Below are 23,777 nucleotides of genomic sequence, written 5' to 3' on the forward strand. Positions count from 1 at the left end.
ATTTTAAATCGATTAAATTTTCAAAATCACTGCAATTTATGCTTTCAAACGGAATTTTCAGACACGTTTGCGCGAGTTGTTTAACCGTTCTTCAACCATAAGAACGCAAATTGCTGTTGAGTATGGCGGTCGCTTGACGGCTGTGTTTCAACCCTTGTGTCCGGGTAATTTGTATGACCAAGTTCATTGACGATCTGAGCCGCCGCCGCTTCCTTTTCGGCACCGGAGCCGTCCTCCTCACCGGTGCTGCCGGTTGTAACCAAACGATGGATATGTCGGCCTTCCAGATGAATGTCGATCCGATGTCCACCGGCGGGATTACGCCGATGCGTCCGCAGATCAGCGTCGACCGCGATATCACGACACCGGATGTCATGTACGCAGCCGTGCAGGAAGGGCCGTATGCATTACCGGCTATTCCCTACGAGAAAGTGCCAAAGCAGTTCCGCCGCCAGATCGTGCCGGACCCGACAGGGCAGGCGCCGGGAACGATTGTCGTCAGCCTCAAGGATCATCTTCTCTACTACGTTCTGCCGGGCGGAGAAGCGCTGCGTTACGGTATCGGTATCGGCAAGGCCGGATTCGAGTGGTCGGGCACGGCCAATGTCCAGTACAAGAAACAATGGCCGGTCTGGACGCCGCCGCCGGAAATGATCCAGCGCAAGCCGGAACTGGCGAAATATCGCAACGGTCAGGAGCCCGGCCCGCAAAACCCGCTGGGTGCGCGCGCGCTCTATATTTTCCAGAACGGGCGGGACACCGGCTATCGCATCCACGGCTCGCCGGAATGGTGGTCGATCGGCCAGTCCATGTCATCCGGTTGTATCCGCCTGATGAACCAGGATATCATCGATCTCTATAACCGCGTACAGGGGAAGGCCCCGATCATCGTCGGATAAATAATTGATTTCTCACAAAAAGGCCGCGCCAGATCTGGCGCGGCCTTTTCTATTTCAGTCTCAGCACGATTATTCGTAGCGCGCTGACTTCGGCATAGCTTCGCCGAGATTGATGAACTGGCGCAGTTCGGCGCGCAGATTTTCTGCCGAAGCCATATGGATCTGGCTCTGCGGCGCAACATCGTTCTGCACGATCTGAGTGGATACGCCCGGCATGACAAACGCTCCTGCGGTCAGGACGAGGGCGGCGGCAATGCCGAGGCGTCGTTCGGTTCTGGCCTGCATTTCTATCTCCTTGCGCCGGGTAACGGCGGCTTAAAATCTGGAATCACGTTCATTCGCAAAACGCTGGGACTTTTTCCGATCAAGGATCGATCTGGGTCCGATCTTGGACCGATCAGTGAAAAGTCGCGCGCGGCGTAAAATTCAAAGCGCTGTCGATGGCATGGATCGGTATTGGCAACAAAGTCTGGCCGAAATCAGCCAGCGTGTCGGCAAAATTGCGTGCAGCCCCTGCCACATCGTCGCAGCGGCGATGACAGGCAATCGCTTCAAGGCAGGTATTGAGCAGCAGCGCGTCCTGATTCTGGATGCCGGAAATCAGCCCCAGCGTCAGGCATTCCTCACGGCAGACATGGTGGGAGTCGAACGGGAAAGCGCGCAACTGGCAACTGGCGCAATGGCGCAGCACGCGGATGAAATGCGACAGCTCGCTCACCGCGCGTTTTGCTTCCGAAGGCCCAAGCACTTCCGAATAGAGGCCCCAGGTCATTTCCCACGGGATGATCGAGCCTGTCTCGAAACCCGCAGTCCAGCGGCGATAACCTTCCAGTACCAGCTTTTCCGGCAGGCGATCGAAATAGCCTGCAGTGTTGGCGCCGTTCAGTTGGGATATGCGCATATTCATGTCCGCCTCCCGAAGAAGCTGCGGAGTGAAGACATGCATGCGGGGTGTGAACCCTGCATTCTTGCCGAGGGACGTTCGGTTTCCCCCCGCACATTGCAATATCCGGTCGGCAAGAGACTGAGCTGCCAGGGCAGGCCGTCGACATTTGCGGACCGGCATTCGCCGAGACCAATCATAGGGTCCTCCAATCGAAAGGGTTCAAGGCCCAGACATCAAAGGTTGTGAATTTGCACCATGCATAAAAGCCTGAAAATTCATCTGGAGTCAATTACTCAAGTTTAAAATCTTATTAGATTTCAATTGTTTGGAATTATTCTAGACTTTAATACTCATGTTTACAGTATTCAAAGAAGAACGCAACCGCTGTGGAGGAGCAGCGGTTGCGGCAAACGGGCGCATAATGCGCGAAGGAGAGAGGACGCGGATCATTCGCCCCTTTGCTGAAGGGACAGGTTCTTGCGAGTGAACTTTTATGCGTCTCCTGAAATCGCGCAGATAGTGCGCGATTTACCGGAAATGCTTTGGCTCGCTCTAAAACAAAAAGCTGGAACGCGCCGATCTGGTTCAGTCAGATCGCAATGCGCTCTAATGACCCGAATGGTCTCCATCTTTCTGGCCGCTTTTCGCGGTGACGGGGAAATCGATCGTCACCTTACCGGCCTTTTCGAATTCCAGCGTGACTGGCACGGTCTCGCCTTCCTTGTATGGCTTTTCCGGCTGGATGAACATGAGGTGATAACCGCCGGACTTCAGCTCGACCTTCTCGCCTGCCGGAATATCCAGACCGCCTTCAAGCTGACGCATCTTCATCACGTCGTTCTGCATCGACATTTCGTGGATTTCGACGCGCTTGACGCCGCCGGTGGTGACGGAAACCAGCTTGTCGGCATCCTTGCCGTCATTGGCGATGGTCAGGAAACCGCCTGCAACCTTGGCACCGGGAACCATGGCGCGCACCGAAGGCGCCGTGATTTCCAGTTCGCCAAGCTTCGTCGGCATTGCTGCCTGCATCGAGGCCCCATCCATCTTGTCCATCTGGCCCATCTTGTCGTGTCCACCGTGCCCGCCGTGACCATCGTCAGCGCCCGCGGCCTTCACCAGCAGTTGCGGCGCAGGATGCGCAAGATCGTGCGGGTTCTGGCCTTCTTTGGGCACTTCCGTCCAGGCAACCGAAGCGTCGCTTCCGCAGACCTGCGTCACGGGAAAGGAGAGGGTGGCATCCTTGTCGAACTTGGCGAGCTGGCCGACGACGGTGAACTCGTCGTAGAAATCACCGGGCAGGTTGCCGTCAGTGAAGCGGACTTCGCGGACGCCGGAAGTCACATCCTTGCCGTGCACCTTGTAGCTCTGGGCATAGTCGCCCTTGACGGTCTCGATCTTCCAGCCCGCCTTGACCTGCGGCTGAGCCGAAATGAAACCTTCGGGAAGCTCGATCTTCACTTCAGTCGTGGCTTTGCCGTCGCAGCCATGGGGTACGCGGAAGGTTGCCTTGTAGAAGCTGCCTGCCTTGGCTTCGCTCTGGTCGAGGGAGGAGTGGGCCTGGGCCAGGCCAGCAGAGGCGCACAGTGCGGCAATCGAGATGGCGGAGGCGAAAAGACGATAGTTCTTCATTGTGTCAAACCTGAATAATCATTGGAAGGCACGCCGACGCCAAGTTCGGGGGAACAGGGTTCAGGCGCGTTTCATTCCCGAATGCGATCCGGGGAGCGCATTCGCTCAAACGATATTATTCAGGCGAGAGGTGGCGCTTGCGGCGGTGCCGATGGCGGGTAGGTGCTATGCTGCAGGATCGGTTGCGGCGGCACGATGCCGTCTGCCATGGCGATATGCGGGGCAGCGCCGGTTGAACCCGCAGGCGCAGGGCACAGGAAGGCTGATGAAATCCGGCAGGCTTCGCAACTATTGTTGCTCAGATGCTTGTCGTGACCCTGATGGTTGGGATCGGAACCATGATCGCCGATACAGAGCACCGGATAGGTGCCGTCGGGCAACTGGTATTGGGCAAGCAGATAGCTGTCGGGTGCATTGAGGTCGATGGGCTTGTGCGCAAAGGCGACGAACATCAGGGCAAATACGCTAAGGACGCGTATCGCCAGAGATATCCGATATTGGCCGATGCTTGTCTTCAACTCAAAGCTTCTCCGTTCAAGCCGAATTTACCTAGCCCATGTGCGCCGTCTTTGCCACAGGACAAATAGTCCACTGGGTAAGGCAGTAGGGCAATAGGGCAGTAAGGCATTATGTTAAGGGAATAGGGGAGTAAGGGAATAGGGGAATAGGGGAATAGGGGAATAGGGGAATAGGGGAATAGGGTGCGGACAGGTGGTGGACAAGGCAAGTAAAATATTTGCCTTGATTGAAAATGGGTGCTCGTCTTCCCTTACTCCCTTACTCCCTTACTCCCTTACTCCCTTACTCCCTTACTCCCTTACTCCCTTACTCCCTTACTCCCTTACTCCCTTACTCCCTTACTCCCTTACTGCCCTACACATACCGTCCACCACGCTGCAAAACCTCGATCTTGTAGCCGTCCGGGTCTTCCACGAAGAAGAAGCGGGCAAGCTGCACGCCGTTATTCTTGAAATCGACCAGCTTTCCGACCTTGAAGCCAAGTTCGGTGAAGCGGGCATGTTCGGCATCGACGTCATCGACCGCCACGGCGAGGTGGCCATAGCCATCGCCCAGATTGTAAGGCTCCGTGCGGCCTTTGTTGACGGTCAGCTCGACTTCGAAATCGGCTTCCGCATTGCGCAGATAGATCAGCGTGAAGGTTTCAAAATCGATGCGCTCGGCAATATCGAGGCCGAAAGCCCGATTGTAGAAGGAAACGGATTTTTCCTCGTCAAGAACGCGGATCATCGAATGAATGGCTTTGGCCATGGCTTGCTCCAATGTCTGGAATAAATAGCTGGGCGCTATTGGCGTTTGGTTGGAAAGCTGATTATGTCAGGATTGGATATGAGGCAACAATGAAGGAGTAGAGCGGTAAGGCGAGAGAGCGATAAGGCCGTTGGGCAGGATGTTTTGCTCGATATGGATTTCCTTATCTCACCGTTTCCTTACCCTCTTGGTGCTGTGAAATGGCAAGCGTAACACGCGAACAGGTTCAGGAGCGGCTGAAGGCCGTGACGGGACCGGATTTCGAAAGCGATGTTGTGTCGCTCGGTCTGGTGTCGGATATCTTTATTGCCGACGGCAAGGTCTTCTTCTCCATCACGGTTCCGGCTGCGCGCGCCGATGCGCTGGAGCCTATGCGGCTTGCCGCGGAAAAGGCCGTGAAGGAAATTCCGGGCGTCACCGGCGCGCTGGTCACGCTCACTGCCGAAAAGAAGGGCGGACGCACCAGCGACGATGCGCCGCCGCCGCCAAAACCCCAAGCTAGATCTGCAGCCGCCCCGGCGCAGCACCGCCACCCGCCACAGCCGCAGCGCGCGGCGACGAAGCCCGGCATACCGGGCGTTGGCGCGATCATTGCCGTCGCATCGGGCAAGGGCGGCGTCGGCAAGTCCACCACGGCGGTCAATCTGGCGCTGGGTCTTGCCGCCAACGGGCTGAAAGTCGGTATTCTCGATGCCGATATTTACGGACCATCCATGCCGCGCCTGCTTGGCCTTTCCGGTCGTCCGGAAACGGTCGAGGGCCGCATCCTGAAGCCGATGGAAAATTACGGCATCAAGGTCATGTCCATGGGCTTCATGGTCGATGAGGAAACCCCGATGATCTGGCGCGGGCCGATGGTCATGTCGGCGCTGACGCAGATGCTGCGCGAAGTGGCCTGGGGTGAGCTTGACGTTCTGGTGGTCGACATGCCGCCCGGCACCGGCGACGCACAGCTCACCATGGCCCAGCAGGTGCCGCTGGCGGGTGCCGTGGTCGTTTCGACACCGCAGGACCTGGCGCTGATCGACGCACGCAAGGGCTTGAACATGTTCCGCAAGGTGGATGTCCCGCTTCTGGGCATTGTCGAAAACATGAGCTACTTCATCGCGCCCGATACTGGCGCGCGCTACGATATTTTCGGCAACGGCGGCGCGCGCAGGGAAGCGGAACGTCTCGACGTGCCGTTCCTGGGCGAAGTACCGCTGCATATGGATGTGCGCGCCTATTCGGATGCGGGCACGCCGATTACTGTCAAGGAACCGGACAGCGAACACGCGAAAATCTATCGCGAGATCGCCCGCAAGGTCTGGGACAACATGAAGGGCGGCAAGGGGGCCGGCAGGCCAGCGCCGGCGATTGTCTTTGATTAGGGGGTAAGGGGGTATGGGGTTAAGGCAGTAGGGCAGTAAGGCATTATGTTAAGGGAATAGGGGAATATGTTTTGATTGCGGATGACCGCGCCGACCATATCCTTCACTGCCCTACTGCCCTACTGCCCTACTGCCCTACTGCCCTACTGCCCTACTGCCCTACTGCCCTACTGCCCTACTGCCCTACTGCCCTAATCAAGTAACCACCGACGGCTCCGCCCGCCCGCTGCGCTTCTTCACTTGCGTGATCTGTTCTGCCGCGTCGATGAATGGGGCCAGTGTTTCCTGCGTGTCGAGATTGTGCCGGGCTATATCAGCCTCATAGCGCTCGATATAGATGCGGATCGTTGCGCCGGATGTGCCTGTACCGGACAGGCGCAGCACCACACGACCGCCATCCGGGAAATAGATGCGGATGCCCTGATGTTCGCTGATCGAGCCGTCGACCGGATCGTGATAGGCGAAGTCGTCGGCCTTCTCGATTGTGAGACCATTGACGGTCGTGCCGGGCAGGCTTGCAAGCTTGCTGCGCAGATCGGACACAAGCGTCTTGGCGATATCCGAATCGACTGCTTCATAATCGTGGCGGGTATAATAGTTGCGCCCGAAACGTGCCCAATGTTCTTCGACGATATCCTTCACGCTCTGCTTGCGCACCGCCAGAATATTGAGCCAGAGCAGCACTGCCCACAGGCCGTCCTTCTCGCGCACATGGTCGGACCCGGTGCCGGAGCTTTCCTCGCCGCAGATCGTGACCTTGCCGTTGTCGAGCAGATTGCCGAAGAACTTCCAGCCCGTCGGTGTTTCAAACATGCCGATGCCGAGCTTGTCAGCCACGCGGTCGGCGGCGGCGCTGGTCGGCATGGAACGGGCGATGCCCTTGATGCCGTCCTTGTAGCCCGGCGCCAGATGCGCATTGGCGGCCAGCATGGCGAGCGAATCGGACGGCGTGACGAAGATGCCGCGCCCGATGATGAGATTGCGATCACCGTCGCCATCGGAAGCCGCACCGAAATCCGGCGCATGGTCGGACATCAGCAGATCATAGAGATCTTTTGCGTAGACGAGATTCGGGTCCGGATGATGGCCGCCGAAGTCCGGCAGGGGCACGAAATTGACGACGCTGCCTTCCGGTGCGCCGAGACGGCGCTCGAAGATTTCCTTGGCATAAGGCCCGGTCACCGCATGCATGGCATCGAATTTGAGACCGAAGCCGCCCTTGATCATCGCGCGGATGGCGTCGAAGTCGAACAGGCTTTCCATCAGTTCGGCATAATCGGTAACGGGATCGAAGATGACGACTTCGGTATCGCCGATCCGGCTCGTGCCGATCTTGTCGATATCGACATCTGCGACATCGGCAATTTTGTACTGGTCGATCACTTTCGAGCGGGCGAAGATCGCCTCGGTGATCTTTTCCGGTGCCGGTCCGCCGTTGCCGATATTGTACTTGATGCCGAAATCTTCCGTAGGCCCGCCGGGATTGTGGCTTGCCGAAAGTATCATGCCGCCGAAAGCCTTGTATTTGCGGATCATGTTGGAGGCGGCAGGCGTAGAAAGAATGCCGCCCTGACCCACCATGATGCGCCCGAAGCCATTGGCGGCGGCGATCTTGATGAGCTTCTGGATCACTTCGCGGTTATAATAGCGTCCGTCGCCGCCGACCACGAGCGTCTTGCCGGCAAAACCTTCCAGCACGTCGAAAACCGACTGGATGAAGTTTTCAGCGTAATTGGGCTGCTGGAAAACCGGAACCTTCTTGCGCAGGCCTGAAGTGCCCGGCTGCTGGTCCTGGTACGGCGTGGTGGCGATTGTCTTGACGGTCATATCTTTCCCGTTCGATTAAATGAATTAAGCAGTCAATGTGTTGGCATTTGCGGTCATTGCAAGACAACATAGATCAAACTTATTGATTGAAAATAACAAACTGTGTGGTTGTCTCTGGCCATGCTACAAATTCTGCCATGACCGACAATACTCGCCCCATCAATGGCCCGCGCGATGTGATGCGGCTGAAACGCGACGATACCACCGGCCTGGAAGCCGTGGCGGCCCGTTTTCACAGCCATGCCTATGACATGCATTTTCATGACGAATGGCTCGTCGGCGTGACCCATGCGGGCGTGCAGGATTTTTTCTGCCGGGGCAGGCGACGGCAGAGCACGCCGGGGCGGGTGATTCTCATCGAGCCGGGCGAACGCCATGACGGGCAGGCGGTCGCGGCGGACGGTTTTGCCTATAACATGCTTTATATGCCGCAATCACTGGTCAGAAGCGCAATGGGCGGCAATGATGCGCATATCGGCTTTCGCGAAACGCTGGCCGATGACGGACAGTTGTTTCATGCGGTCGCCCGCGCCTGTGAAGCTATTTTTCTGCAAGCGCCGCAACTGATGATCGAAGATTGCCGTGATCAGGTGACGAACCACCTTGCCCGGCATCTTGGGCAGGACGTGACAGAAAAAGGGGGGGCTCCGCATCCGGTCGCAGCCCGCGCGATGGACTGTCTGCGGGCGCGCTTCGATGAGGAGTTCGGCCTCGATGAACTGGCGGAAGCGGTTGGGGCTGCCGACCGTTTCCAGCTTTCACGCGGGTTCCGGCGTGAATACGGCACCTCGCCACATGCCTGTCTGGTGCAGTTGCGCCTTGCCGAAGCGCGGCGTCTTTTGCGTGAAAAAGTAGCGCCAGCGGAAGCTGCTGCGCTCAGCGGTTTCGCCGACCAGAGCCATATGGGGCGCTGGTTCCGCCGCGCCTATGGCATGACGCCCGCCGCTTATCGCAAGGGACGCACAAACGTTCCAGAAATTGCGGTGAAAAGCCGTTAGGCCTGTCCTCGAAAAGAGGAAAAGCTCATGATTTTCGATACAAAAGTAGCCATTCTTGTCCTGCATGATCTGCCTGTCTGGCAGAAGCTGAACGTGACCGCCTTTATCGCGACCGGCATATCCGGCGCTGTGCCGCACGCCATGGGCGAGCCTTATGAGGATGCGGCAGGCCGCAGGCATACGCGTCTGCTCGGCCAGCCGATGCTGATTTTCTCGGCAACACCGGATGTCCTGCAACGGGCATGGCAACAATCGATCCAGCGCGATCTCATCCGTGCGCCCTATGTGCGCGCCATGTTTGAGACCGGGCATGACGTTGCCAACCGCGCTGTATTCAAGGCGGATAATGCCGACGCGCCCGATCTGGTCGGCCTTGCGCTTTATGGCCCCAAGAAGGATATCGACAAGGCCATCAAGGGTTCTAGCCTGCATCCTTGAACAGGACGCTCTGGTCGAACAGGTAGCGGTTGGAAAGCGGCAGGCTTGCCGCGCCCATCGCCTTGGCATGGACACCAACCTTGCCCTCGATGATCTTCGGCGCGCGCAGGCCCTGCAAGTCGAGGCATGAAAGCTCCACGCGGGTCGCTTCCACGATGCGGTGACGCACATTGCCCGGCAACCAGCCATCGATGACGGCGGCGGGAAAGTCGATCACGGAGGCGGCAGCTACCGTTGCATGGGCCAGCCCGCGTGCGGCAAGCGCTACCCATTCGTCGAGCGGCGTACCAAAGTTGCGCCAGTTTTCCGGTGAAAGCCACAGATCGTCGGAAGGCAGATGCCGCTCCTGCAACATGCGTTCGAGGACGAACAGCGAGGCCGTATCGATGAGCTGTAAGGTTTCGCCGCGCTCCCACGTGCCGCGCATCCGCATCGGCATGGAGCCGAGCGCGCCCGCATTGCCGGTGCGGCCCGGATAGAGCGTGTTGTTCAGCACCACACCGCCGCCGATGAACGAGCCGATAAAGAAATAGACGAAGTCGGTGAATTCAGGCCCGCGACCGAAGGTCAGTTCCGCGCCGCAAGCTGCCGTTCCGTCATTTTGCACGAAGACCGGAAACGAAAACGCCTTGGCGAAATCGCTGACCAGATCGGCGCCAAGCCATGCATCGAGATCTTCGGCAGGTGCACCCACTTCCTCGACCCAGTTCCACAATTCGAAGGGTAATGCGATGCCGAGCCCCGCAATGCGGTCGCGCTTGGCCGGTTCGAGCGCTGCCGTGAAAGCGGCGACGCTCTCGACGGCGAAGCGACGGATTTCACCCGGCACAGGCCAGCGATAGGTAATGTGCCGCCGTTCGCGGATCGCTCCCAGAAAATCCATCAGGATGATTTCCGCACTGCGCCGCCCGATCTTGAGACCGAAGGAGAAAACCCCGTCGGCGGCAAGGCGCATCGGCATGGAAGGCTGGCCGACACGACCGCGCACCCGTTCGCCCTGCGTAATGAGGCCGTCTTTTTCCAGCGCACGAATGATGACGGAAACCGTCTGCGCCGAAAGCCCGGTCAGGCGGGCAATGTCGGCGCGGGCGAGCTGGCCATGCCTGCGTACAAGCGCCAGGACCAGCCGCTCATTATAGGCACGCACGCCGATCTGGTTTGAACCGCGATTGACGCTCGCGCCCGGCCCGGCAAATTGCAGCATGGCAGGCCCCGGAGTGCCAGAAAGTGTGCCGGAAAGAGTGCCTGACAGCGTGTCGGAAAGCATATCGGCAGACCCGCTGTCTGGTTCGCCTTCAACTTTATGCCTGACCATAGCCTCTCCCAGATTCCGTGCCATGGAATGCAATCTCAAAATGCAGCCATGGAATGCCGGAATTCCTAAACCAACCATCGAAGGAGAAAAAGCCCTCTTTGCAAGGGATATGAAATAAAAACAAACGTTTAAGATGGACCACGTAATGAAACGACCAGCCTGCTGTTCGCTTTGCCGGTCCTCTCTCCTCCGTCTCCCAGAGTGACACAGTATATTAATAAATCAAGTGGATTTATTAATTGACTCTGTTTTGAAGCCGTGTTTTGCTTCTCTTCTGCCGGGGGAAGAGGACCGGTTTCAATCTGGGAGGAGTCCATGAAGAAGACAGTTCTGTCGGCAGCCTTTGCTGCCTTCGCGCTTGGCGCTGCCGCCATTCCATTGAGTTCGGCCAATGCCGCCGATGTCGGCGCGTGCCTCATCACAAAAACCGATACCAACCCGTTCTTCGTCAAGATGAAGGAAGGCGCCATCGCCAAGGCCAAGGAGCTTGGGGTCAATCTCAAGACCTATGCAGGCAAGATCGACGGCGATTCCGAAAGCCAGGTAGCCGCTATCGAAACCTGCATCGCCGATGGCGCGAAGGGCATTCTCATCACCGCTTCCGACACCAAGGGCATCGTGCCGTCGCTCCAGAAAGCGCGCGACGCAGGCGCGCTCATCATCGCGCTCGATACGCCGCTTGAGCCTGCCGATGCGGCTGACGCAACCTTTGCCACCGACAATTTCCTTGCCGGTGAGCTGGTCGGCAAATGGGCGGCGGCGACGCTCGGCGACAAGGCCAAGGACGCGCATGTGGCCTTCCTCAACCTCACCGCATCGCAGCCGAGCGTCGATGTTCTGCGCGATCAGGGTTTTGCCACCGGCTTCGGCATCGATCCGAAGGACAAGACCAAGCTCGGTGACGAGGATGATCCGCGCATTGCCGGTCGCGACCTGACTGACGGCAATGAAGAAGGCGGACGCCGCGCGATGGAAAACCTTCTCCAGAAGGACCCGAACATCAACGTCGTCCACACCATCAACGAACCTGCCGCCGCCGGTGCCTATGAGGCGCTGAAGGCCGTCGGTCGCGAAAAGGACGTGCTGATCGTTTCCATCGATGGCGGCTGCCCCGGCGTGAAGAATGTCGAGGCCGGTGTGATCGGCGCGACCTCGCAGCAATATCCGCTGCAGATGGCGGCACTCGGCATCGAGGCGATCAAGAAGTTCGCAGATACGGGTGAAAAGCCGAAGCCGACCGAAGGCAAGGACTTCGTCGATACGGGCGTGTCGCTTGTCACCGACAAGCCGGTTGAAGGCGTTCCGTCCATCGACACCAAGACCGCACTCGACAAGTGCTGGGGCTGAGCCCTTTCTGAAACTCAGGTTCGGCAGATCGGAAGGTCTGCCGGATCTTTCTGCAGGTGAAGGCAGGAGACAGACATGAGTGAGCCACAGGCGGCTTCCGCTGCACAAAAACCGTCCATGCAGGACTATGAAAAGACGCTGGCGCAGAGTACGGCTGATGTCGCCTCCTTCGATGCGGGCGACCAGTCGGTGCTTTATCGGATGCGGAATTTCCTGCATCACAATCCCGCTGCCGTGCCGCTGATCGTGCTCGTCCTGTCGCTGCTGGTATTCGGCATCACGCTTGGCGGCAAGTTCTTCTCCGCCTTTGCGCTGACGCTCATTTTGCAGCAGGTCGCCATCACCGGCATCATCGCCGTGGCGCAGACGCTTGTGATCCTGACGGCAGGTATCGATCTTTCGGTCGGCGCCATCATGGTCCTGTCATCGGTGGTGATGGGCCAGTTCACCTTCCGCTATGGGCTTCCCGCCGAACTTTCCGTTCTGTGCGGCTTTGCCACCGGCGCGCTATGCGGCTTCATCAACGGCTTTCTGGTGGCCTATGTCCGCCTGCCGCCCTTCATCGTGACGCTCGGCATGTGGCAGGTTATCCTCGCCACCAACTTCCTCTATTCCGCCAATGAGACGATCCGCGCGCAGGAAATCACGGCTGAAGCACCGATCCTGCAATTCTTCGGCGAGAGCATTCGCATTGGCGGCGCGGTCTTCACCTATGGCGTCATTGCCATGGTGCTTCTGGTCCTGCTGTTCTGGTATGTGCTGAACCACACCGCCTGGGGACGGCACGTCTATGCCATTGGCGACGATCCCGAAGCGGCACAGCTTTCCGGCGTCTCGGTCAAGCCGATCCTCATGTCGGTCTATGTGCTGGCCGGTATCATCTGCGCGCTTGCAGGCTGGGCGATGATCGGTCGTCTCGGTTCCGTTTCACCCACAGCGGGCCAGTTCGCCAATATCGAATCCATCACCGCCGTGGTGATCGGCGGCATTTCGCTCTTCGGCGGGCGCGGTTCCATTCTCGGCACCATGTTCGGCGCGCTGATCGTGGGCGTGTTTTCGCTGGGGCTGCGCCTGTGGGGCACCGATCCGCAATGGACCTATCTCCTGATCGGCGTTCTCATCATTGCCGCCGTCGCCATCGACCAGTGGATCAGAAAGGCTGCCGCATGAAAACGAACACCACGCCTGTTCTTTCCGCCAAGGGGCTGGTCAAGCGCTATGGTCGCGTCACGGCTCTCGACCATGCCGATTTCGATCTTTATCCGGGCGAAATCCTCGCGGTCATCGGCGACAATGGCGCAGGCAAGTCCTCCCTCATCAAGGCGCTGTCCGGCGCGATCAAGCCGGATGAGGGGGAAATCCTGCTCGACGGCAAGCCGGTCAGCTTTCATTCGCCGATGGAAGCACGGCAGGCGGGCATCGAGACGGTCTATCAGAACCTTGCTTTGTCGCCTGCGCTTTCCATCGCCGACAATCTGTTTCTGGGTCGTGAAATCCGCCGCAAGGGGCCGCTTGGCTCGCTGTTCCGCATGCTGGATCGCGGTGCGATGGAAAAGATCGCGCGCGAAAAACTGTCCGAACTGGGCCTGATGACGATCCAGAACATCGGCCAGGCGGTGGAAACCCTTTCGGGCGGCCAGCGTCAGGGCGTTGCGGTGGCGCGTGCCGCCGCCTTCGGCTCCAAGGTGGTCATCATGGACGAGCCGACGGCGGCGCTTGGCGTCAAGGAATCGCGCCGCGTGCTTGAACTCATTCAGGATGTGAAGCGGCGCGGCATGCCCATCGTGCTCATCTCGCACAACATGCCGCATGTGTTCGAGGTTGCCGACCGCATCCACATTCACCGGCTCGGACGCCGCCTGACGGTCATCGACCCGAAGGAATATTCCATGTCGGATGCCGTGGCGCTGATGACTGGCGCGATGAGGCCGAAGGAAGCGGCTTAACCAAAACTCGATGAGTTTGACTCATCGAATTTGGTTAAGCCCGTGCGGCGACTGAGCAATTTCAGGGCGTCATGCGTTAGCATCTCAGCGCCCTGGTATTGAGCTTCTGATAAGGTGGCAGGACGAATCACGGAAACCGGACATGACGCCTATTGAGCGCGAAGCCCTGCCTTCGGAAATTCTTGCGCGGCTGGCGGAAACCGACGGGCGCCTGATCGTGGCCATTGCTGGCCCGCCGGGAGCCGGGAAATCCACCATTTCCGATTATCTGCTCCATGCCCTCAACAAGGGCGGCGAAACGCCGTCCATCGTCGTGCCCATGGACGGATTTCATCTTGATGACGGGATTCTCGATCAGCGCGGATTGCTGAGCCGCAAGGGTTCGCCGCCCACTTTCGACTGCGCCGGGTTTGCAGTGTTGCTGCAGCGTCTGAAACAGGCAGAGGGCGAAATCTTCATTCCGGTCTTTGACCGCTCTCTGGAGCTTTCGCGCGCTGCCGCATCCGTGGTTGGCCCCGAGCATCGCGTGCTTCTCGTCGAAGGCAATTATCTGCTGCTCGATCGGCAGCCATGGGCGCAGCTCGCGCCCTTTTTCGACATGACGATCTATCTGGATGTGCCCTTTGCAGAGCTGGAGCGCCGCCTGATCGAACGCTGGCTCGGCTTCGGCTTCGATGCCGAAACCGCCCGAAACCGCGCCCTTTCCAACGACATTCCCAATGCCAAACTCGTGGTGGCGCAGTCGCGCAAGGCGGATTTTGTCGTGGTCTCGGACGGGCGATAACAGGGAATTGCGCCTTTCAAGACTTGCGGCGATGCGCTTGCGTCTGCATGATGGGAAAATCGCTTCATCAGTTTCCGACCGGAATAGTTCCCCATGACGACTTATGTTTTTGCGCCGCCCCCGCAGCCTTTTTTGCCTGTGAAGGGAACGGACGCGCGCTTTCCCGTGCATCGCATCTATTGCGTCGGCCAGAACTATGCCGATCACGCCATCGAAATGGGCGGTGATCCGACCCGCAATCCGCCTTTCTTCTTCCAGAAGAATCCGGACAGCCTCGTGATCGAGGGCGGTGATTTCCCTTATCCGCCGAAGACCGAAGACGTACATCACGAGATCGAACTTGTGGTGGCGCTGAAGGCCGGCGGCACCGACATTGCTGTCGAAAAGGCACTGGACCATGTTTATGGCTACGCCGTCGGCATCGACATGACGCGCCGCGACCTGCAGGCCGTGGCCAAGAAGGCCGGTCGTCCGTGGGAAGTCGCCAAGGCCTTCGAGCACTCTGCGCCCTGTTCGGCCATTGTGCCGGTGTCGGAAATCGGTCACCCGGAAAAGGCTGCGATTTCGCTCGCCATCAATGGCGCAACCCGCCAGTCGGGCGACCTCAACCAGATGATCTGGAAGGTGGCGGAAACCATTTCCTACCTGTCTTCGCTCTTTGAGCTGCAGCCCGGCGATCTTATCTTTACAGGTACGCCTGCGGGCGTTGGACCGGTGAAGCGCGGCGACCGTCTGGAAGGCAAGGTCGACGGCGTGGCAACCCTCACCGTTACCGTGGCCTGATTCTCTTCACGTGGAGGAGCATGAATGAGCATCTATCTTCCCGATGACGTGCACGACGCTTTGGAGCGCTTCATCGCCGAAAAGCATCCCGGTCTCAACCAGACCGAGGCGACGACTCTGATCCTGCGCAAATGGCTGGTGCGCGAGGGCTATCTGTCGGCGGAGCCCGAACACGGCACACCGCCGGATGAACTGAACGCGACCAATGACGATTGAACAAGGCAGCAATTGACTATGGCCAAACAGCCGCCGGAAGGAGCGGGTCGCAAGACCGCGCTCGGGCGACGCCTTTTGATTCTGATGATTCTGGCAATTCTGCTCGTGATCGCGCTCGTCTGGATGAGCATTTATCTCTTCGATCCAAATGGCGGTCTGGACTTCGATGATCTCGGGATTTTCGCTTTGGATTTCAATGCGGTAGATATGATGCTGCCAGGCATTGTGTGAGTGCGTTAATCTTTTTGTTACCATTTGAAATATTCATTTTGGCCAAGCCCTAACGTTTAGCGCTTCCGTTTGCCGTCTTTTGCATGGTACATGATCCTCATCGACTGAAAGAATATTGACTGAAACGGGCGCTTTCCGATGCCCGTAAAGCCAAGAGGATCTGGATGGCATTCGAGGACATCAAGGCGGAAATTGCGCTGCTTTTCGAGCAAATGGTGAATCAGCCGCAAGACGCTCATGAAATCCGTGAAACGGTTCGCGAGAAGCTCAATGCGCTGCGGGCCAGTGGTTTGCCTCTGCCTGAAGATCTGGTCGAGCTTGAAAAACGCATCGAAAAAGATTTCGATTCCTGAGAACGGGTCCGGTCATGCGTTACGCGCTTTCCTCTTCTTCATCCGCTGATCTGGTCCGCAAGGGCCTCATGCTTCTTGGTTGTGCCGTGGCGCTCAGCGCCTGCAATACAACCAATGACGGCAAGCCCGTGAAAACGGCGCTGATCACGCAGACCGATGCATCCAGCCAGACTGCTTCCGCAGCAGGCAGTGCGGCCGGTGCCGCTGCCAATGCTGCAGGCACGGCGACCGCCGATGCAGGCGCTGCTGCCGGAACGCAGACCGTCGCAGCCGTGACCGATCCTTCCGATCCGGTCCTGCCTGCCGTTGTTCCCATTCCCGGCATTCGTGGCCAATCCGAACCGATGATGGCCTATGCGGGTGCCCAGGCTGCCGCTTCGCCGGCATCGGTTGCCGCCAATATGGCGTTTGAGACACCGGATCATGCACCGGAAGAACTTGATGCGCTGATTACCAAATATTCCGTCGCCTATGACGTACCGGAACGCCTTGTGCGCCGGGTCGTGCATCGCGAAAGCCGGTTCAATCCGGGTGCCCGCAACGGACCCTATTGGGGCCTGATGCAGATCAGCCATCCGACCGCGCGCGGCATGGGATATACGGGCGCGGCCAAGGGCCTGCTCGATGCGGAAACCAATCTGAAATATGCGGTTCGCTATCTGTCCGGCGCCTATAAGGTTGCAGGCGGTGATGAAAGTCAGGCAGTCCGCTATTATGCGCGCGGCTATTATTACGATGCCAAGCGCAAGGGACTGTTGCAGGAAACCGGCCTCGACGGACGCTGGAAGCGCAGCGGACCGACCCGTGACGCAGCCGCTTCCATCCAACCGGCATCCTTGCCGGAAGGCGGGGCAGCACCGCTCCCCGGCGTTGCTCCCATTCAGGCTTCCTACGCACCGGCGGGGCAATAAACTAACTGTCATCTTGACGCTGCAAAGTGATGGCAGTTTCCTGTCCTGAATCGACGACAGGGAAATTTCATGAAAGTAAGACTGCCTCATCCAGTCAAATGGAAATATGACCGGGCCGAATTGTGGGCCGATGGCGTCATCCATGTTCTGGGTGTCGGGATGGCGCTTGCAGGCGCCATTGCCATGCTGATCTATTTCCTGCCGAACATGCCTGCGGCGACCTCGATTTCGTCGGGGGTCTATCTCGCGAGCCTTCTGGCAGCGCTCGGCATTTCGGCTGTCTACAATATCTGGCCGGTTTCGCCGACCAAATGGTTCCTGCGCCGTTTCGACCATTCGGCGATTTATCTTCTGATCGCCGGAACCTACACGCCTTTTGCCATGCATATGGGCGACCGCGCACTGCCGCTGCTTCTCTTCGTTTGGAGCGTGGCTTTTGTCGGCATCATGCTGAAACTGTTCATGCCGGGACGTTTCGACCGGCTGTCGATCCTGCTTTATCTGGCGCTCGGCTGGAGCGGCGTCATGGTCTATGACACCATGGTGCAATCGCTGCCGCCAGCCGTTTTCTGGCTGATTGCTGCCGGTGGCATGGTCTATTCGCTGGGTGTGATTTTCCATGTCTGGGAGCGCCTGCGGTTTCAGAATGCCATCTGGCACGGCTTTGTCGTGGTGGGCGCGGCACTGCATTATTGTGCGGTGTTCTTTGTCGGCGCGTGGAATTAGCGAAAAGGGCGGTGTCCCAGATTCAGTTTATGACGTGCCGAAAATGGTGGTTTGCGAGAACCGGAGCGGAATGTACTTTAAGGTACATGAGCACCGGAAGCGCAGTAAAACGTCATTTGCAGGCCGTCAGAAGCTGAATCCTAATGAAAATCGCGGGAGTTCGGCATTATTCTAACATTCCGCGGATGATGCGCCATCTGGGATGGAGCGACGAGGCGCTGCGCTTCGCGTCCGCTCATCTCGATCAGTGCTGCCGAACGATCCTGCAACTTTGACGCCACCAGATGCACGACCCCTTCGGGACTGCGCTGGAGGCGACCTTCGATATGGATCAGCCGCGCGCCCATCACTTCGCGGCGAAACGCCTTCATGATCTTCGACCAGACGACAATATTGGCGATACCGGTTTCATCCTCGATGGTGAGAAACACCACGCCCTTGGCGCTGCCGGGGCGCTGGCGGACGGTGACGACGCCCGCCACTTTCATGCGGCGTCCGTCGGCGCCTTCCTGCACAGCACGACAGGTTGAAACGCCTTCCGCTGCCAGCCCCTCACGCAGATATTGCAGCGGATGCCCTTTCAGAGAGAGCCGCGTCGTCTCGTAATCGGCAATCACATGCTCGGAGGCGGCCATTTCAGGAAGCTTTGTGCGCGGTTCCTCCGCCAGTTCGCTGGTTGCGGCGGCGCGGAACAGCGGCAGGGTTTCATCATTGGGCAGACGGCGCACGGCCCAAAGTGCTGCGCGGCGGTCGATATCGAGCGAGCCGAAGGCATCGGCATCGGCCAGAAGCGTGAAGGCGCGCCGGTCGAGCCGGAGCCGCCGATGCATGTCCTCGATGGTGCGGTAAGGCTCCTGCCGGTCGGCAATCAGGAGTTCGGTGTCCCGTTTGGAAAAGCCGTCGATCTGGCGGAAGCCGAGCCGGAGCGCTGGTCGAATATCGAGCGTATCCTCCAGAATATTATCCCAGTGACTGAAGTTCACATCGACGGGCAGCACCGTCACGCCATGTTCGCGGGCATCGCGCACGATTTGGGCGGGTGCGTAAAAACCCATGGGCTGGGAATTGAGAAGCGCGGCGGCGAACACTTCCGGATGATGGCACTTGATCCACGCGGAAATATAGACCAGATGCGCAAAGCTTGCCGCATGGCTTTCGGGAAAGCCATATTCGCCGAAACCCTTGATCTGGTTGAAGCAGTTTTCGGCAAAGGTCCGGTCGTAGCCACGATTGACCATGCCTTCGATCATCTTTGTCTCCATCGTATGGATGGTGCCCATCTTGCGGAAAGTGGCCATGGCACGGCGCAACTGGTTGGCCTCATCCGGTGTGAATTTTGCAGCCTCCATGGCAATGCGCATCGCCTGTTCCTGAAACAGCGGCACGCCTTTGGTCTTGCCGAGAATTTGCAGCAACTCGTCGGGTGGCCCATATTCCGGCGCTGGCGATGGCAAGGTGCAGGGTTCCTGTCCGTTTCGCCGCCTAAGATAAGGATGCACCATGTCGCCCTGAATGGGGCCGGGGCGCACGATGGCGACCTCGATGACGAGATCATAGAACTCACGCGGGCGCAGACGTGGCAGCATGTTCATCTGGGCGCGGCTTTCCACCTGAAACACGCCGAGCGAATCCCCCTTGCACAGCATGTCGTACACGGCTTTGTCTTTTTGCTCCACGGTCGCCAGCGTCAGCTTTTCGCCACCATAAAGCTGCGGCTTGTGCTGGTGAATGAGGTCAAAAGCCTTGCGGATGCAGGTGAGCATGCCGAGCGACAGCACATCCACCTTCATCAGCCCCACCTCATCGATATCGTCCTTGTCCCATTCGATGAAGGAGCGGTCTTCCATCGCTGCCGGGCCGATGGGCACGGTCTCGTCCAGACGGTCGCGGGTGAGCACGAAACCGCCGACATGCTGCGACAGGTGGCGCGGAAAGCCGATCAGCGTGATGGCCAGTTCCACCGCGCGTCGGATGATGGGATTGTCGGGGTCGAGACCCGCCTGTCTGATATGCTGCTTGTCGATGCCGCCGCCCGATATGCCCCAGACCGTATTGGCGAGCGCTGCCGTCACATCCTCAGTCAGCCCCAGCGCCTTGCCAACATCGCGGATCGCGCTGCGGGACCGATAGCTGATGACGGTTGCGACAATGGCCGCGCGATCTCTGGAATAGCGATCATAGACATATTGCATCACCTCTTCGCGCCGCTCATGCTCGAAATCGACGTCGATATCCGGTGGCTCCTTTCGCTCCACCGAAAGAAAGCGCTCGAACAGGAGGTCAACCTGTGTCGGGTCCACACCGGTGACGCCAAGGCAGAAGCAGACAACGGAATTGGCCGCCGAACCGCGCCCCTGACACAGAATGCCTTCTCCGCGGGCATAGCGCACAATGTCATAGACGGTGAGGAAATAGGCCGCATATTGCAGCTTTTCGATCAGCGCCAGTTCCTTGTGGATCAGCGCCTGCACCTTCGGCGGGATGCTGTTAGCGCCGTAATGACGGGCGGCACCTTCCCAGGTGAGATCATGCAGATGCTGTTGCGGCGTCTTGCCGGGCGGCACGGGCTCGTCGGGATAATCATATTTCAGCTCATCGAGCTGGAAGGTGATGGGCGCGACGAAATCGGCGGTCGCTTCGACGGTCTCAGTGTAGTCGCGAAACAGCCGCAGCATTTCCTTTGGTGGTTTCAGGTGGCGTTCGGCGTTCTTTTCGAGAAGCTGCCCGGCTGCGAAAACAGTCGTGTGGTGGCGGGTTGCCGTCAGCACGTCCTGAAGCGCGCGGCGGTCGGGATGATGATAAAGCACGTCATTGGTGGCGAGCAGCGGTACATTGGCCTCGGCTGCAAAACGGGCGATACGTTCGGCCCGACGTCCGTCATGGCCCTGATGCGGCATGGCAAGCGCCAGCCAGACCGAGCCGGGGGCTGCTTGCGCAATCTCCGTCAGGCGAGCGGCAAAATCCGGTCTGTCTTCGTCAGGCGGAAAGACCGCGATCTGAAACTGCCGGGCGCGAAACAGCAGGTCGCTCCATTCGAGATGGCATTCGCCCTTGATGGCAGCGCGTACCTTGCCCTCCGTCAGCAGGCGGCACAATTGCCCATAGGCAGCGCGATCACGCGGATAGACGACCATATCCGGCGTACCGTCGGTGAAGGACAGGCGGCAGCCGATGAAAAGCCGGAAATCGCTCTTGTCGCGAAAATCCTTCCATGCCGCATGTGCCCGCACCACGCCGGCCAGCGTGTTGCGGTCGGCAATGCCGATACCGGACAGGCCAAGCTCATGTGCACGCGCTACCAGTTCCTGCGGATGCGACGCACCGCACAGGAAGGAGAAATTGCTGGCAGCAGCCATTTCAAAATAATGAGCCATCACGCGAACAGTCCGTGTAAAAACCAGCGCGGATGATTGGCGCCGTCATAAAGGCCTTCGCGGAAAATCCAGAAACGCTGGCCGTTCTCGTCTTCCACCCGGTAATAATCGCGCAGTTCCGGAACCGTGTGACCGATTGCGAGCCACCATTCCGGTTCGATCCTTTCCGGTCCTTCGGCAAGGCGCACATGATGGCGCACCCGTCGCCACAGGAAGAACGAAGGCGGACTGTCGGGCACTTCCGCCACGCTTTCGATCAACTGTGGCGGGCGAAACAGTTTTATGGGGCGCGCTGGCGGGTCGCCGGGAAGCAATGGGGGAAGTGCTGCCGTGCTTTCGTAATCGGCTTCGCCCTTCCCGTTCGTGTGCAGGGCAGGGCGCAGGCCGAAGGCCCGTTCGGGAATATGCGTGTTGCGCGAAAAGGAAACGAGAACGCGGTTCTGTCCAAGCCGCGCCGAAAGCCGGTCGACAAGCTGGCCGAACCCCGCTTCATCTTCCTCATGCTGGTCGAGCCCCGTCTGGCGCTGGGCGATTGGCGCACTGCGCAGCGCTGCCAGCCGGATCATGTCGAAGCCGAAACCTGCATCGAGCGGGTCGGTCAAGGCGTTGAGCCTTTCACGTGCAAGGCGCAGAAAAACCTCGTCGTTGCGCAAAGGCTGGCCGGTTTCGATGTGGATATGACGCACTTCGCCATCGACACGGAAGAAGGAGGCTTCAATCAGAAGCGCGCCTTTGCCCTCCGGTTCAAGTTGCGCAAAAAGCTCCTGCGCCAGTTCCTGCAAGATGCGTTCGACCAGTTCCATTGCGGTAACCGGCTCTGACAGGCGGCGCTCGACGGCACTGAGCGGCATGATGCGCATGGGAGAAATCGGAGCGCGCTCCTGCCGTGCCAGCCGGTCGAGCCTGGTGGCAAGATCGGTGCCGAAACGGGCGGTGAGGGCTGCGCGCGGAAGCCCCATCACATCGCCGATACGTTTCAATCCGGCGCGCTTGAGGCCGGTTTCGGCAGCTTGCGTCAGTTCAAGCGCGGAGAGCGGCAGGCGGGGAAGCAGCCGGTCGGCCTCTGTCCTGCTGAAGACACCGCCCTTCGTTCCCCGTGCCAGAAGCCGCGCGGAAAAACTGTTATCGGCAATCGCCGCCTGTACGCCAAGCCTGGCCCGTTCCAGACGCAGGATTGCATCGGCACGCATGGCGTCGAGCCCGCCAAAAAGATGCGCGCAGCCGGTTATGTCGAGCATCAGCCCATGCGGCTCATCGAAGGCGACAAGCGGCGTGTAGCGTTCGCACCAATGGGCAAGACGCTTGAGCAATGCCGCATCATGTTCCGGTGCCGCCGCTGCCACTTCAAGCCTTTCCACGCGGGCGCGCGCATCCGTCAGCGCCATGCCGGGAAAAAGGCCAAGCTTTGCCGCTGCCGCATCCACCGCTGTCAGGCGTAGCGCATTGGCCGTGCGCTCGGTCACCACCAAAGGCAGGCGCGGTTTGCCGTCAGGCGGAGCGCTGATGCGAAGCCGGTCGGTCGGTAGAAACGGAAACCAGAGGGCGAGAAACAGACGTTCTGCCATCCCGTTCTCTTGCATCAAATTCAAGGGTTTCATTGTTCCATTCCATGATCCATTGCCCGCATGTGCCGTGGCGATTGCGCTCCAGAACCGTCGAGAAGACAGGCTTGCCGGGTGCATTTGCTCCGCTTGAACGGGATGGCGCGGGCGCCACCCGCCAGCGGCTGACGGCAGCGCTTTGCACAGCCGTCCGGTGGCTCCTGAGCAGGATGACGGGCAGTTGCGCGGTTTCTGTTGCCAGAAGCAGACGACGCGAGGCAGTCAGGTCGAGGCATTTCGGCTGGCCTGTCACCGAGGCGACGACGCCGGAAACAAGATGCGAGGCCTTGCCGCCGCTTCCAGCTTCCAGCGCGTCGTTTGCCGCCTTCAGGACATCCTGTGCCGTAGGGCAGCGCACGATCAGAAATCGCGACGGGTCGATCCCGAAGGCATGAAGCCCCGGCGGATAAAGCCCGCCATATTCACTTGCAGCGCTTTCTTCCTCGATCCAGATAATCGGGCGCCGGGGGTCTGCCGCACGTTCTGCCGCGCGGGCGGCAAAGGCCAGCGCAAAGCCGGTCGCGGCCATATGCGCGCCGGGGTTTTCGGCAAAAACCTCATGCAGCGCATCACCTGCAAGGCCATGCGGAAAGGCAGCATCCGCCCCGGCAAGGCCGAGCGTGAAACTGCGTGCCCGCCCGAAGCCCGTTTGTCCCTGATTTGCAAAACTACCTTGCGGATCGTTGCCTTCAATGGTCGTAACCATGCGCCGCAGCGCCGCGATGTCGATGCCGCTCACGTCTAGATTCCATCTTTTGTTCTCTATATGTTCTAGTATTGAATCGAGCGAGGCAAGAGTCAAGCGGGATCAGAAATCAGTCCAGTGGACTGATTTCCTTGCGTAGGCGTTTCACACTTTTCGGGATACGTT

Annotated in this window: 24 protein-coding genes; 14 read left to right on the forward strand and 10 right to left on the reverse strand. The window is 59.0% G+C overall.

Annotation, left to right across the window (positions count from 1 at the left end; all coding sequences use genetic code 11):
* Positions 1–173: 173 nt before the first annotated feature.
* Positions 174–899, forward strand: coding sequence for a L,D-transpeptidase (locus tag F9K91_RS06465; protein WP_151557069.1), 726 nt, complete (start codon positions 174–176; stop codon positions 897–899).
* A 69-nt stretch (positions 900–968) separates the two neighbouring features.
* Here F9K91_RS06465 and F9K91_RS06470 read toward each other — a convergent pair whose 3' ends face one another.
* The 5 genes from F9K91_RS06470 to F9K91_RS06495 form a co-directional block, all read right to left on the reverse strand.
* Positions 969–1,184, reverse strand: coding sequence for a hypothetical protein (locus tag F9K91_RS06470; protein ID WP_151677467.1), 216 nt, complete (start codon positions 1,182–1,184; stop codon positions 969–971).
* Between the two features lie 112 nt (positions 1,185–1,296).
* Complete coding sequence (locus F9K91_RS06475) at positions 1,297–1,806, reverse strand: hypothetical protein (protein ID WP_192799296.1); 510 nt, start codon at positions 1,804–1,806, stop codon at positions 1,297–1,299.
* Positions 1,807–2,391: 585 nt separating this feature from the next.
* Entirely contained in the window at positions 2,392–3,417 is a 1,026-nt protein-coding gene (locus F9K91_RS06480; RefSeq protein ID WP_151677468.1) for a DUF1775 domain-containing protein, read from the reverse strand.
* Positions 3,418–3,536: 119 nt separating this feature from the next.
* On the reverse strand, positions 3,537–3,935 hold the full coding sequence (locus tag F9K91_RS06485; protein ID WP_061344748.1) for a hypothetical protein: 399 nt from the start codon (positions 3,933–3,935) through the stop codon (positions 3,537–3,539).
* Positions 3,936–4,290: 355 nt separating this feature from the next.
* Entirely contained in the window at positions 4,291–4,686 is a 396-nt protein-coding gene (locus F9K91_RS06495) for a VOC family protein (protein ID WP_151650928.1), read from the reverse strand.
* A 200-nt stretch (positions 4,687–4,886) separates the two neighbouring features.
* On the opposite strand from F9K91_RS06495, the gene apbC reads away from it, so the two are divergent.
* The gene (gene apbC / locus F9K91_RS06500; RefSeq protein ID WP_151677470.1) at positions 4,887–6,056 is read left to right on the forward strand and encodes an iron-sulfur cluster carrier protein ApbC; all 1,170 of its coding nucleotides are present in this window, start codon (positions 4,887–4,889) and stop codon (positions 6,054–6,056) included.
* 195 nt (positions 6,057–6,251) lie between these two features.
* Here apbC and F9K91_RS06505 read toward each other — a convergent pair whose 3' ends face one another.
* The gene (locus tag F9K91_RS06505; protein ID WP_151677471.1) at positions 6,252–7,883 is read right to left on the reverse strand and encodes an alpha-D-glucose phosphate-specific phosphoglucomutase; all 1,632 of its coding nucleotides are present in this window, start codon (positions 7,881–7,883) and stop codon (positions 6,252–6,254) included.
* A gap of 137 nt (positions 7,884–8,020) precedes the next feature.
* On the opposite strand from F9K91_RS06505, the gene F9K91_RS06510 reads away from it, so the two are divergent.
* Both F9K91_RS06510 and F9K91_RS06515 read left to right on the forward strand, forming a co-directional pair.
* Positions 8,021–8,881, forward strand: a complete 861-nt coding sequence (locus F9K91_RS06510) for an AraC family transcriptional regulator (protein ID WP_151677472.1) — start codon at positions 8,021–8,023, stop codon at positions 8,879–8,881.
* Between the two features lie 27 nt (positions 8,882–8,908).
* A complete protein-coding gene (locus F9K91_RS06515; RefSeq protein ID WP_151677473.1) occupies positions 8,909–9,319 on the forward strand; it encodes a DUF2000 domain-containing protein in 411 nt (136 codons plus the stop codon).
* Here F9K91_RS06515 and F9K91_RS06520 read toward each other — a convergent pair.
* On the reverse strand, positions 9,303–10,586 hold the full coding sequence (locus F9K91_RS06520) for an ROK family transcriptional regulator (protein WP_412842147.1): 1,284 nt from the start codon (positions 10,584–10,586) through the stop codon (positions 9,303–9,305). The genes F9K91_RS06515 and F9K91_RS06520 overlap by 17 nt on opposite strands.
* Positions 10,587–10,949: 363 nt before the next feature.
* On the opposite strand from F9K91_RS06520, the gene F9K91_RS06525 reads away from it, so the two are divergent.
* From F9K91_RS06525 to trhA, 10 genes are all read left to right on the forward strand, one after another.
* Entirely contained in the window at positions 10,950–11,981 is a 1,032-nt protein-coding gene (locus tag F9K91_RS06525) for a sugar ABC transporter substrate-binding protein (RefSeq protein ID WP_061344752.1), read from the forward strand.
* A 75-nt stretch (positions 11,982–12,056) separates the two neighbouring features.
* Positions 12,057–13,151 carry an ABC transporter permease gene (locus tag F9K91_RS06530; protein ID WP_151677475.1) on the forward strand — a complete coding sequence of 365 codons (1,095 nt, stop codon included), beginning with the start codon at positions 12,057–12,059 and terminating at the stop codon, positions 13,149–13,151.
* Positions 13,148–13,927: an ATP-binding cassette domain-containing protein gene (locus tag F9K91_RS06535; RefSeq protein WP_061344754.1), complete on the forward strand. Its 780-nt coding sequence runs from the start codon at positions 13,148–13,150 to the stop codon at positions 13,925–13,927. Before F9K91_RS06530 ends, F9K91_RS06535 begins: the two co-directional genes overlap by 4 nt.
* Positions 13,928–14,069: 142 nt before the next feature.
* Entirely contained in the window at positions 14,070–14,711 is a 642-nt protein-coding gene (locus F9K91_RS06540) for a nucleoside/nucleotide kinase family protein (protein WP_151556603.1), read from the forward strand.
* A 93-nt stretch (positions 14,712–14,804) separates the two neighbouring features.
* On the forward strand, positions 14,805–15,494 hold the full coding sequence (locus tag F9K91_RS06545; RefSeq protein ID WP_151677476.1) for a fumarylacetoacetate hydrolase family protein: 690 nt from the start codon (positions 14,805–14,807) through the stop codon (positions 15,492–15,494).
* A 24-nt stretch (positions 15,495–15,518) separates the two neighbouring features.
* Positions 15,519–15,710, forward strand: a complete 192-nt coding sequence (locus tag F9K91_RS06550; RefSeq protein ID WP_061344757.1) for a ribbon-helix-helix domain-containing protein — start codon at positions 15,519–15,521, stop codon at positions 15,708–15,710.
* A gap of 18 nt (positions 15,711–15,728) precedes the next feature.
* Positions 15,729–15,941 carry a hypothetical protein gene (locus F9K91_RS06555; protein ID WP_151645800.1) on the forward strand — a complete coding sequence of 71 codons (213 nt, stop codon included), beginning with the start codon at positions 15,729–15,731 and terminating at the stop codon, positions 15,939–15,941.
* Between the two features lie 164 nt (positions 15,942–16,105).
* Positions 16,106–16,294 (forward strand): hypothetical protein, encoded by a 189-nt coding sequence (locus F9K91_RS06560; RefSeq protein ID WP_061344759.1) that lies wholly within the window; start codon positions 16,106–16,108, stop codon positions 16,292–16,294.
* Positions 16,295–16,308: 14 nt separating this feature from the next.
* A complete protein-coding gene (locus F9K91_RS06565) occupies positions 16,309–17,205 on the forward strand; it encodes a lytic transglycosylase domain-containing protein (protein ID WP_151677477.1) in 897 nt (298 codons plus the stop codon).
* Positions 17,206–17,274: 69 nt separating this feature from the next.
* The gene (gene trhA / locus F9K91_RS06570; RefSeq protein WP_151677478.1) at positions 17,275–17,931 is read left to right on the forward strand and encodes a PAQR family membrane homeostasis protein TrhA; all 657 of its coding nucleotides are present in this window, start codon (positions 17,275–17,277) and stop codon (positions 17,929–17,931) included.
* A 140-nt stretch (positions 17,932–18,071) separates the two neighbouring features.
* On the opposite strand, the gene F9K91_RS06575 is transcribed toward trhA, so the two are convergent.
* The 3 genes from F9K91_RS06575 to F9K91_RS06585 are packed head-to-tail and all read right to left on the reverse strand — an operon-like array spanning position 18,072 to position 23,645.
* Positions 18,072–21,305, reverse strand: a complete 3,234-nt coding sequence (locus F9K91_RS06575; RefSeq protein WP_151677479.1) for an error-prone DNA polymerase — start codon at positions 21,303–21,305, stop codon at positions 18,072–18,074.
* Positions 21,305–22,858, reverse strand: a complete 1,554-nt coding sequence (locus F9K91_RS06580) for a Y-family DNA polymerase (RefSeq protein WP_151677508.1) — start codon at positions 22,856–22,858, stop codon at positions 21,305–21,307. Before F9K91_RS06580 ends, F9K91_RS06575 begins: the two co-directional genes overlap by 1 nt.
* Entirely contained in the window at positions 22,794–23,645 is an 852-nt protein-coding gene (locus F9K91_RS06585) for an ImuA family protein (RefSeq protein WP_151556597.1), read from the reverse strand. Before F9K91_RS06585 ends, F9K91_RS06580 begins: the two co-directional genes overlap by 65 nt.
* Positions 23,646–23,777: the final 132 nt, after the last annotated feature.

This window comes from Brucella tritici (assembly GCF_008932295.1).
GTDB lineage: Bacteria > Pseudomonadota > Alphaproteobacteria > Rhizobiales > Rhizobiaceae > Brucella > Brucella tritici.

Coding starts and splice junctions, on each gene's coding strand:
- F9K91_RS06470 (WP_151677467.1), bottom strand. CDS start 1,184: ATGCAGGCCAGAACCGAACGACGCCTCGGCATTGCCGCCGCCCTCGTC.
- F9K91_RS06565 (WP_151677477.1), top strand. CDS start 16,309: ATGCGTTACGCGCTTTCCTCTTCTTCATCCGCTGATCTGGTCCGCAAG.
- F9K91_RS06575 (WP_151677479.1), bottom strand. CDS start 21,305: ATGGCTCATTATTTTGAAATGGCTGCTGCCAGCAATTTCTCCTTCCTG.
- F9K91_RS06560 (WP_061344759.1), top strand. CDS start 16,106: ATGGCATTCGAGGACATCAAGGCGGAAATTGCGCTGCTTTTCGAGCAA.
- F9K91_RS06555 (WP_151645800.1), top strand. CDS start 15,729: ATGGCCAAACAGCCGCCGGAAGGAGCGGGTCGCAAGACCGCGCTCGGG.
- F9K91_RS06465 (WP_151557069.1), top strand. CDS start 174: ATGACCAAGTTCATTGACGATCTGAGCCGCCGCCGCTTCCTTTTCGGC.
- trhA (WP_151677478.1), top strand. CDS start 17,275: ATGAAAGTAAGACTGCCTCATCCAGTCAAATGGAAATATGACCGGGCC.
- F9K91_RS06540 (WP_151556603.1), top strand. CDS start 14,070: ATGACGCCTATTGAGCGCGAAGCCCTGCCTTCGGAAATTCTTGCGCGG.
- apbC (WP_151677470.1), top strand. CDS start 4,887: ATGGCAAGCGTAACACGCGAACAGGTTCAGGAGCGGCTGAAGGCCGTG.
- F9K91_RS06520 (WP_412842147.1), bottom strand. CDS start 10,586: ATGCTTTCCGACACGCTGTCAGGCACTCTTTCCGGCACACTTTCTGGC.
- F9K91_RS06510 (WP_151677472.1), top strand. CDS start 8,021: ATGACCGACAATACTCGCCCCATCAATGGCCCGCGCGATGTGATGCGG.
- F9K91_RS06515 (WP_151677473.1), top strand. CDS start 8,909: ATGATTTTCGATACAAAAGTAGCCATTCTTGTCCTGCATGATCTGCCT.
- F9K91_RS06505 (WP_151677471.1), bottom strand. CDS start 7,883: ATGACCGTCAAGACAATCGCCACCACGCCGTACCAGGACCAGCAGCCG.
- F9K91_RS06495 (WP_151650928.1), bottom strand. CDS start 4,686: ATGGCCAAAGCCATTCATTCGATGATCCGCGTTCTTGACGAGGAAAAA.
- F9K91_RS06475 (WP_192799296.1), bottom strand. CDS start 1,806: ATGAATATGCGCATATCCCAACTGAACGGCGCCAACACTGCAGGCTAT.
- F9K91_RS06535 (WP_061344754.1), top strand. CDS start 13,148: ATGAAAACGAACACCACGCCTGTTCTTTCCGCCAAGGGGCTGGTCAAG.
- F9K91_RS06480 (WP_151677468.1), bottom strand. CDS start 3,417: ATGAAGAACTATCGTCTTTTCGCCTCCGCCATCTCGATTGCCGCACTG.
- F9K91_RS06550 (WP_061344757.1), top strand. CDS start 15,519: ATGAGCATCTATCTTCCCGATGACGTGCACGACGCTTTGGAGCGCTTC.
- F9K91_RS06545 (WP_151677476.1), top strand. CDS start 14,805: ATGACGACTTATGTTTTTGCGCCGCCCCCGCAGCCTTTTTTGCCTGTG.
- F9K91_RS06530 (WP_151677475.1), top strand. CDS start 12,057: ATGAGTGAGCCACAGGCGGCTTCCGCTGCACAAAAACCGTCCATGCAG.
- F9K91_RS06525 (WP_061344752.1), top strand. CDS start 10,950: ATGAAGAAGACAGTTCTGTCGGCAGCCTTTGCTGCCTTCGCGCTTGGC.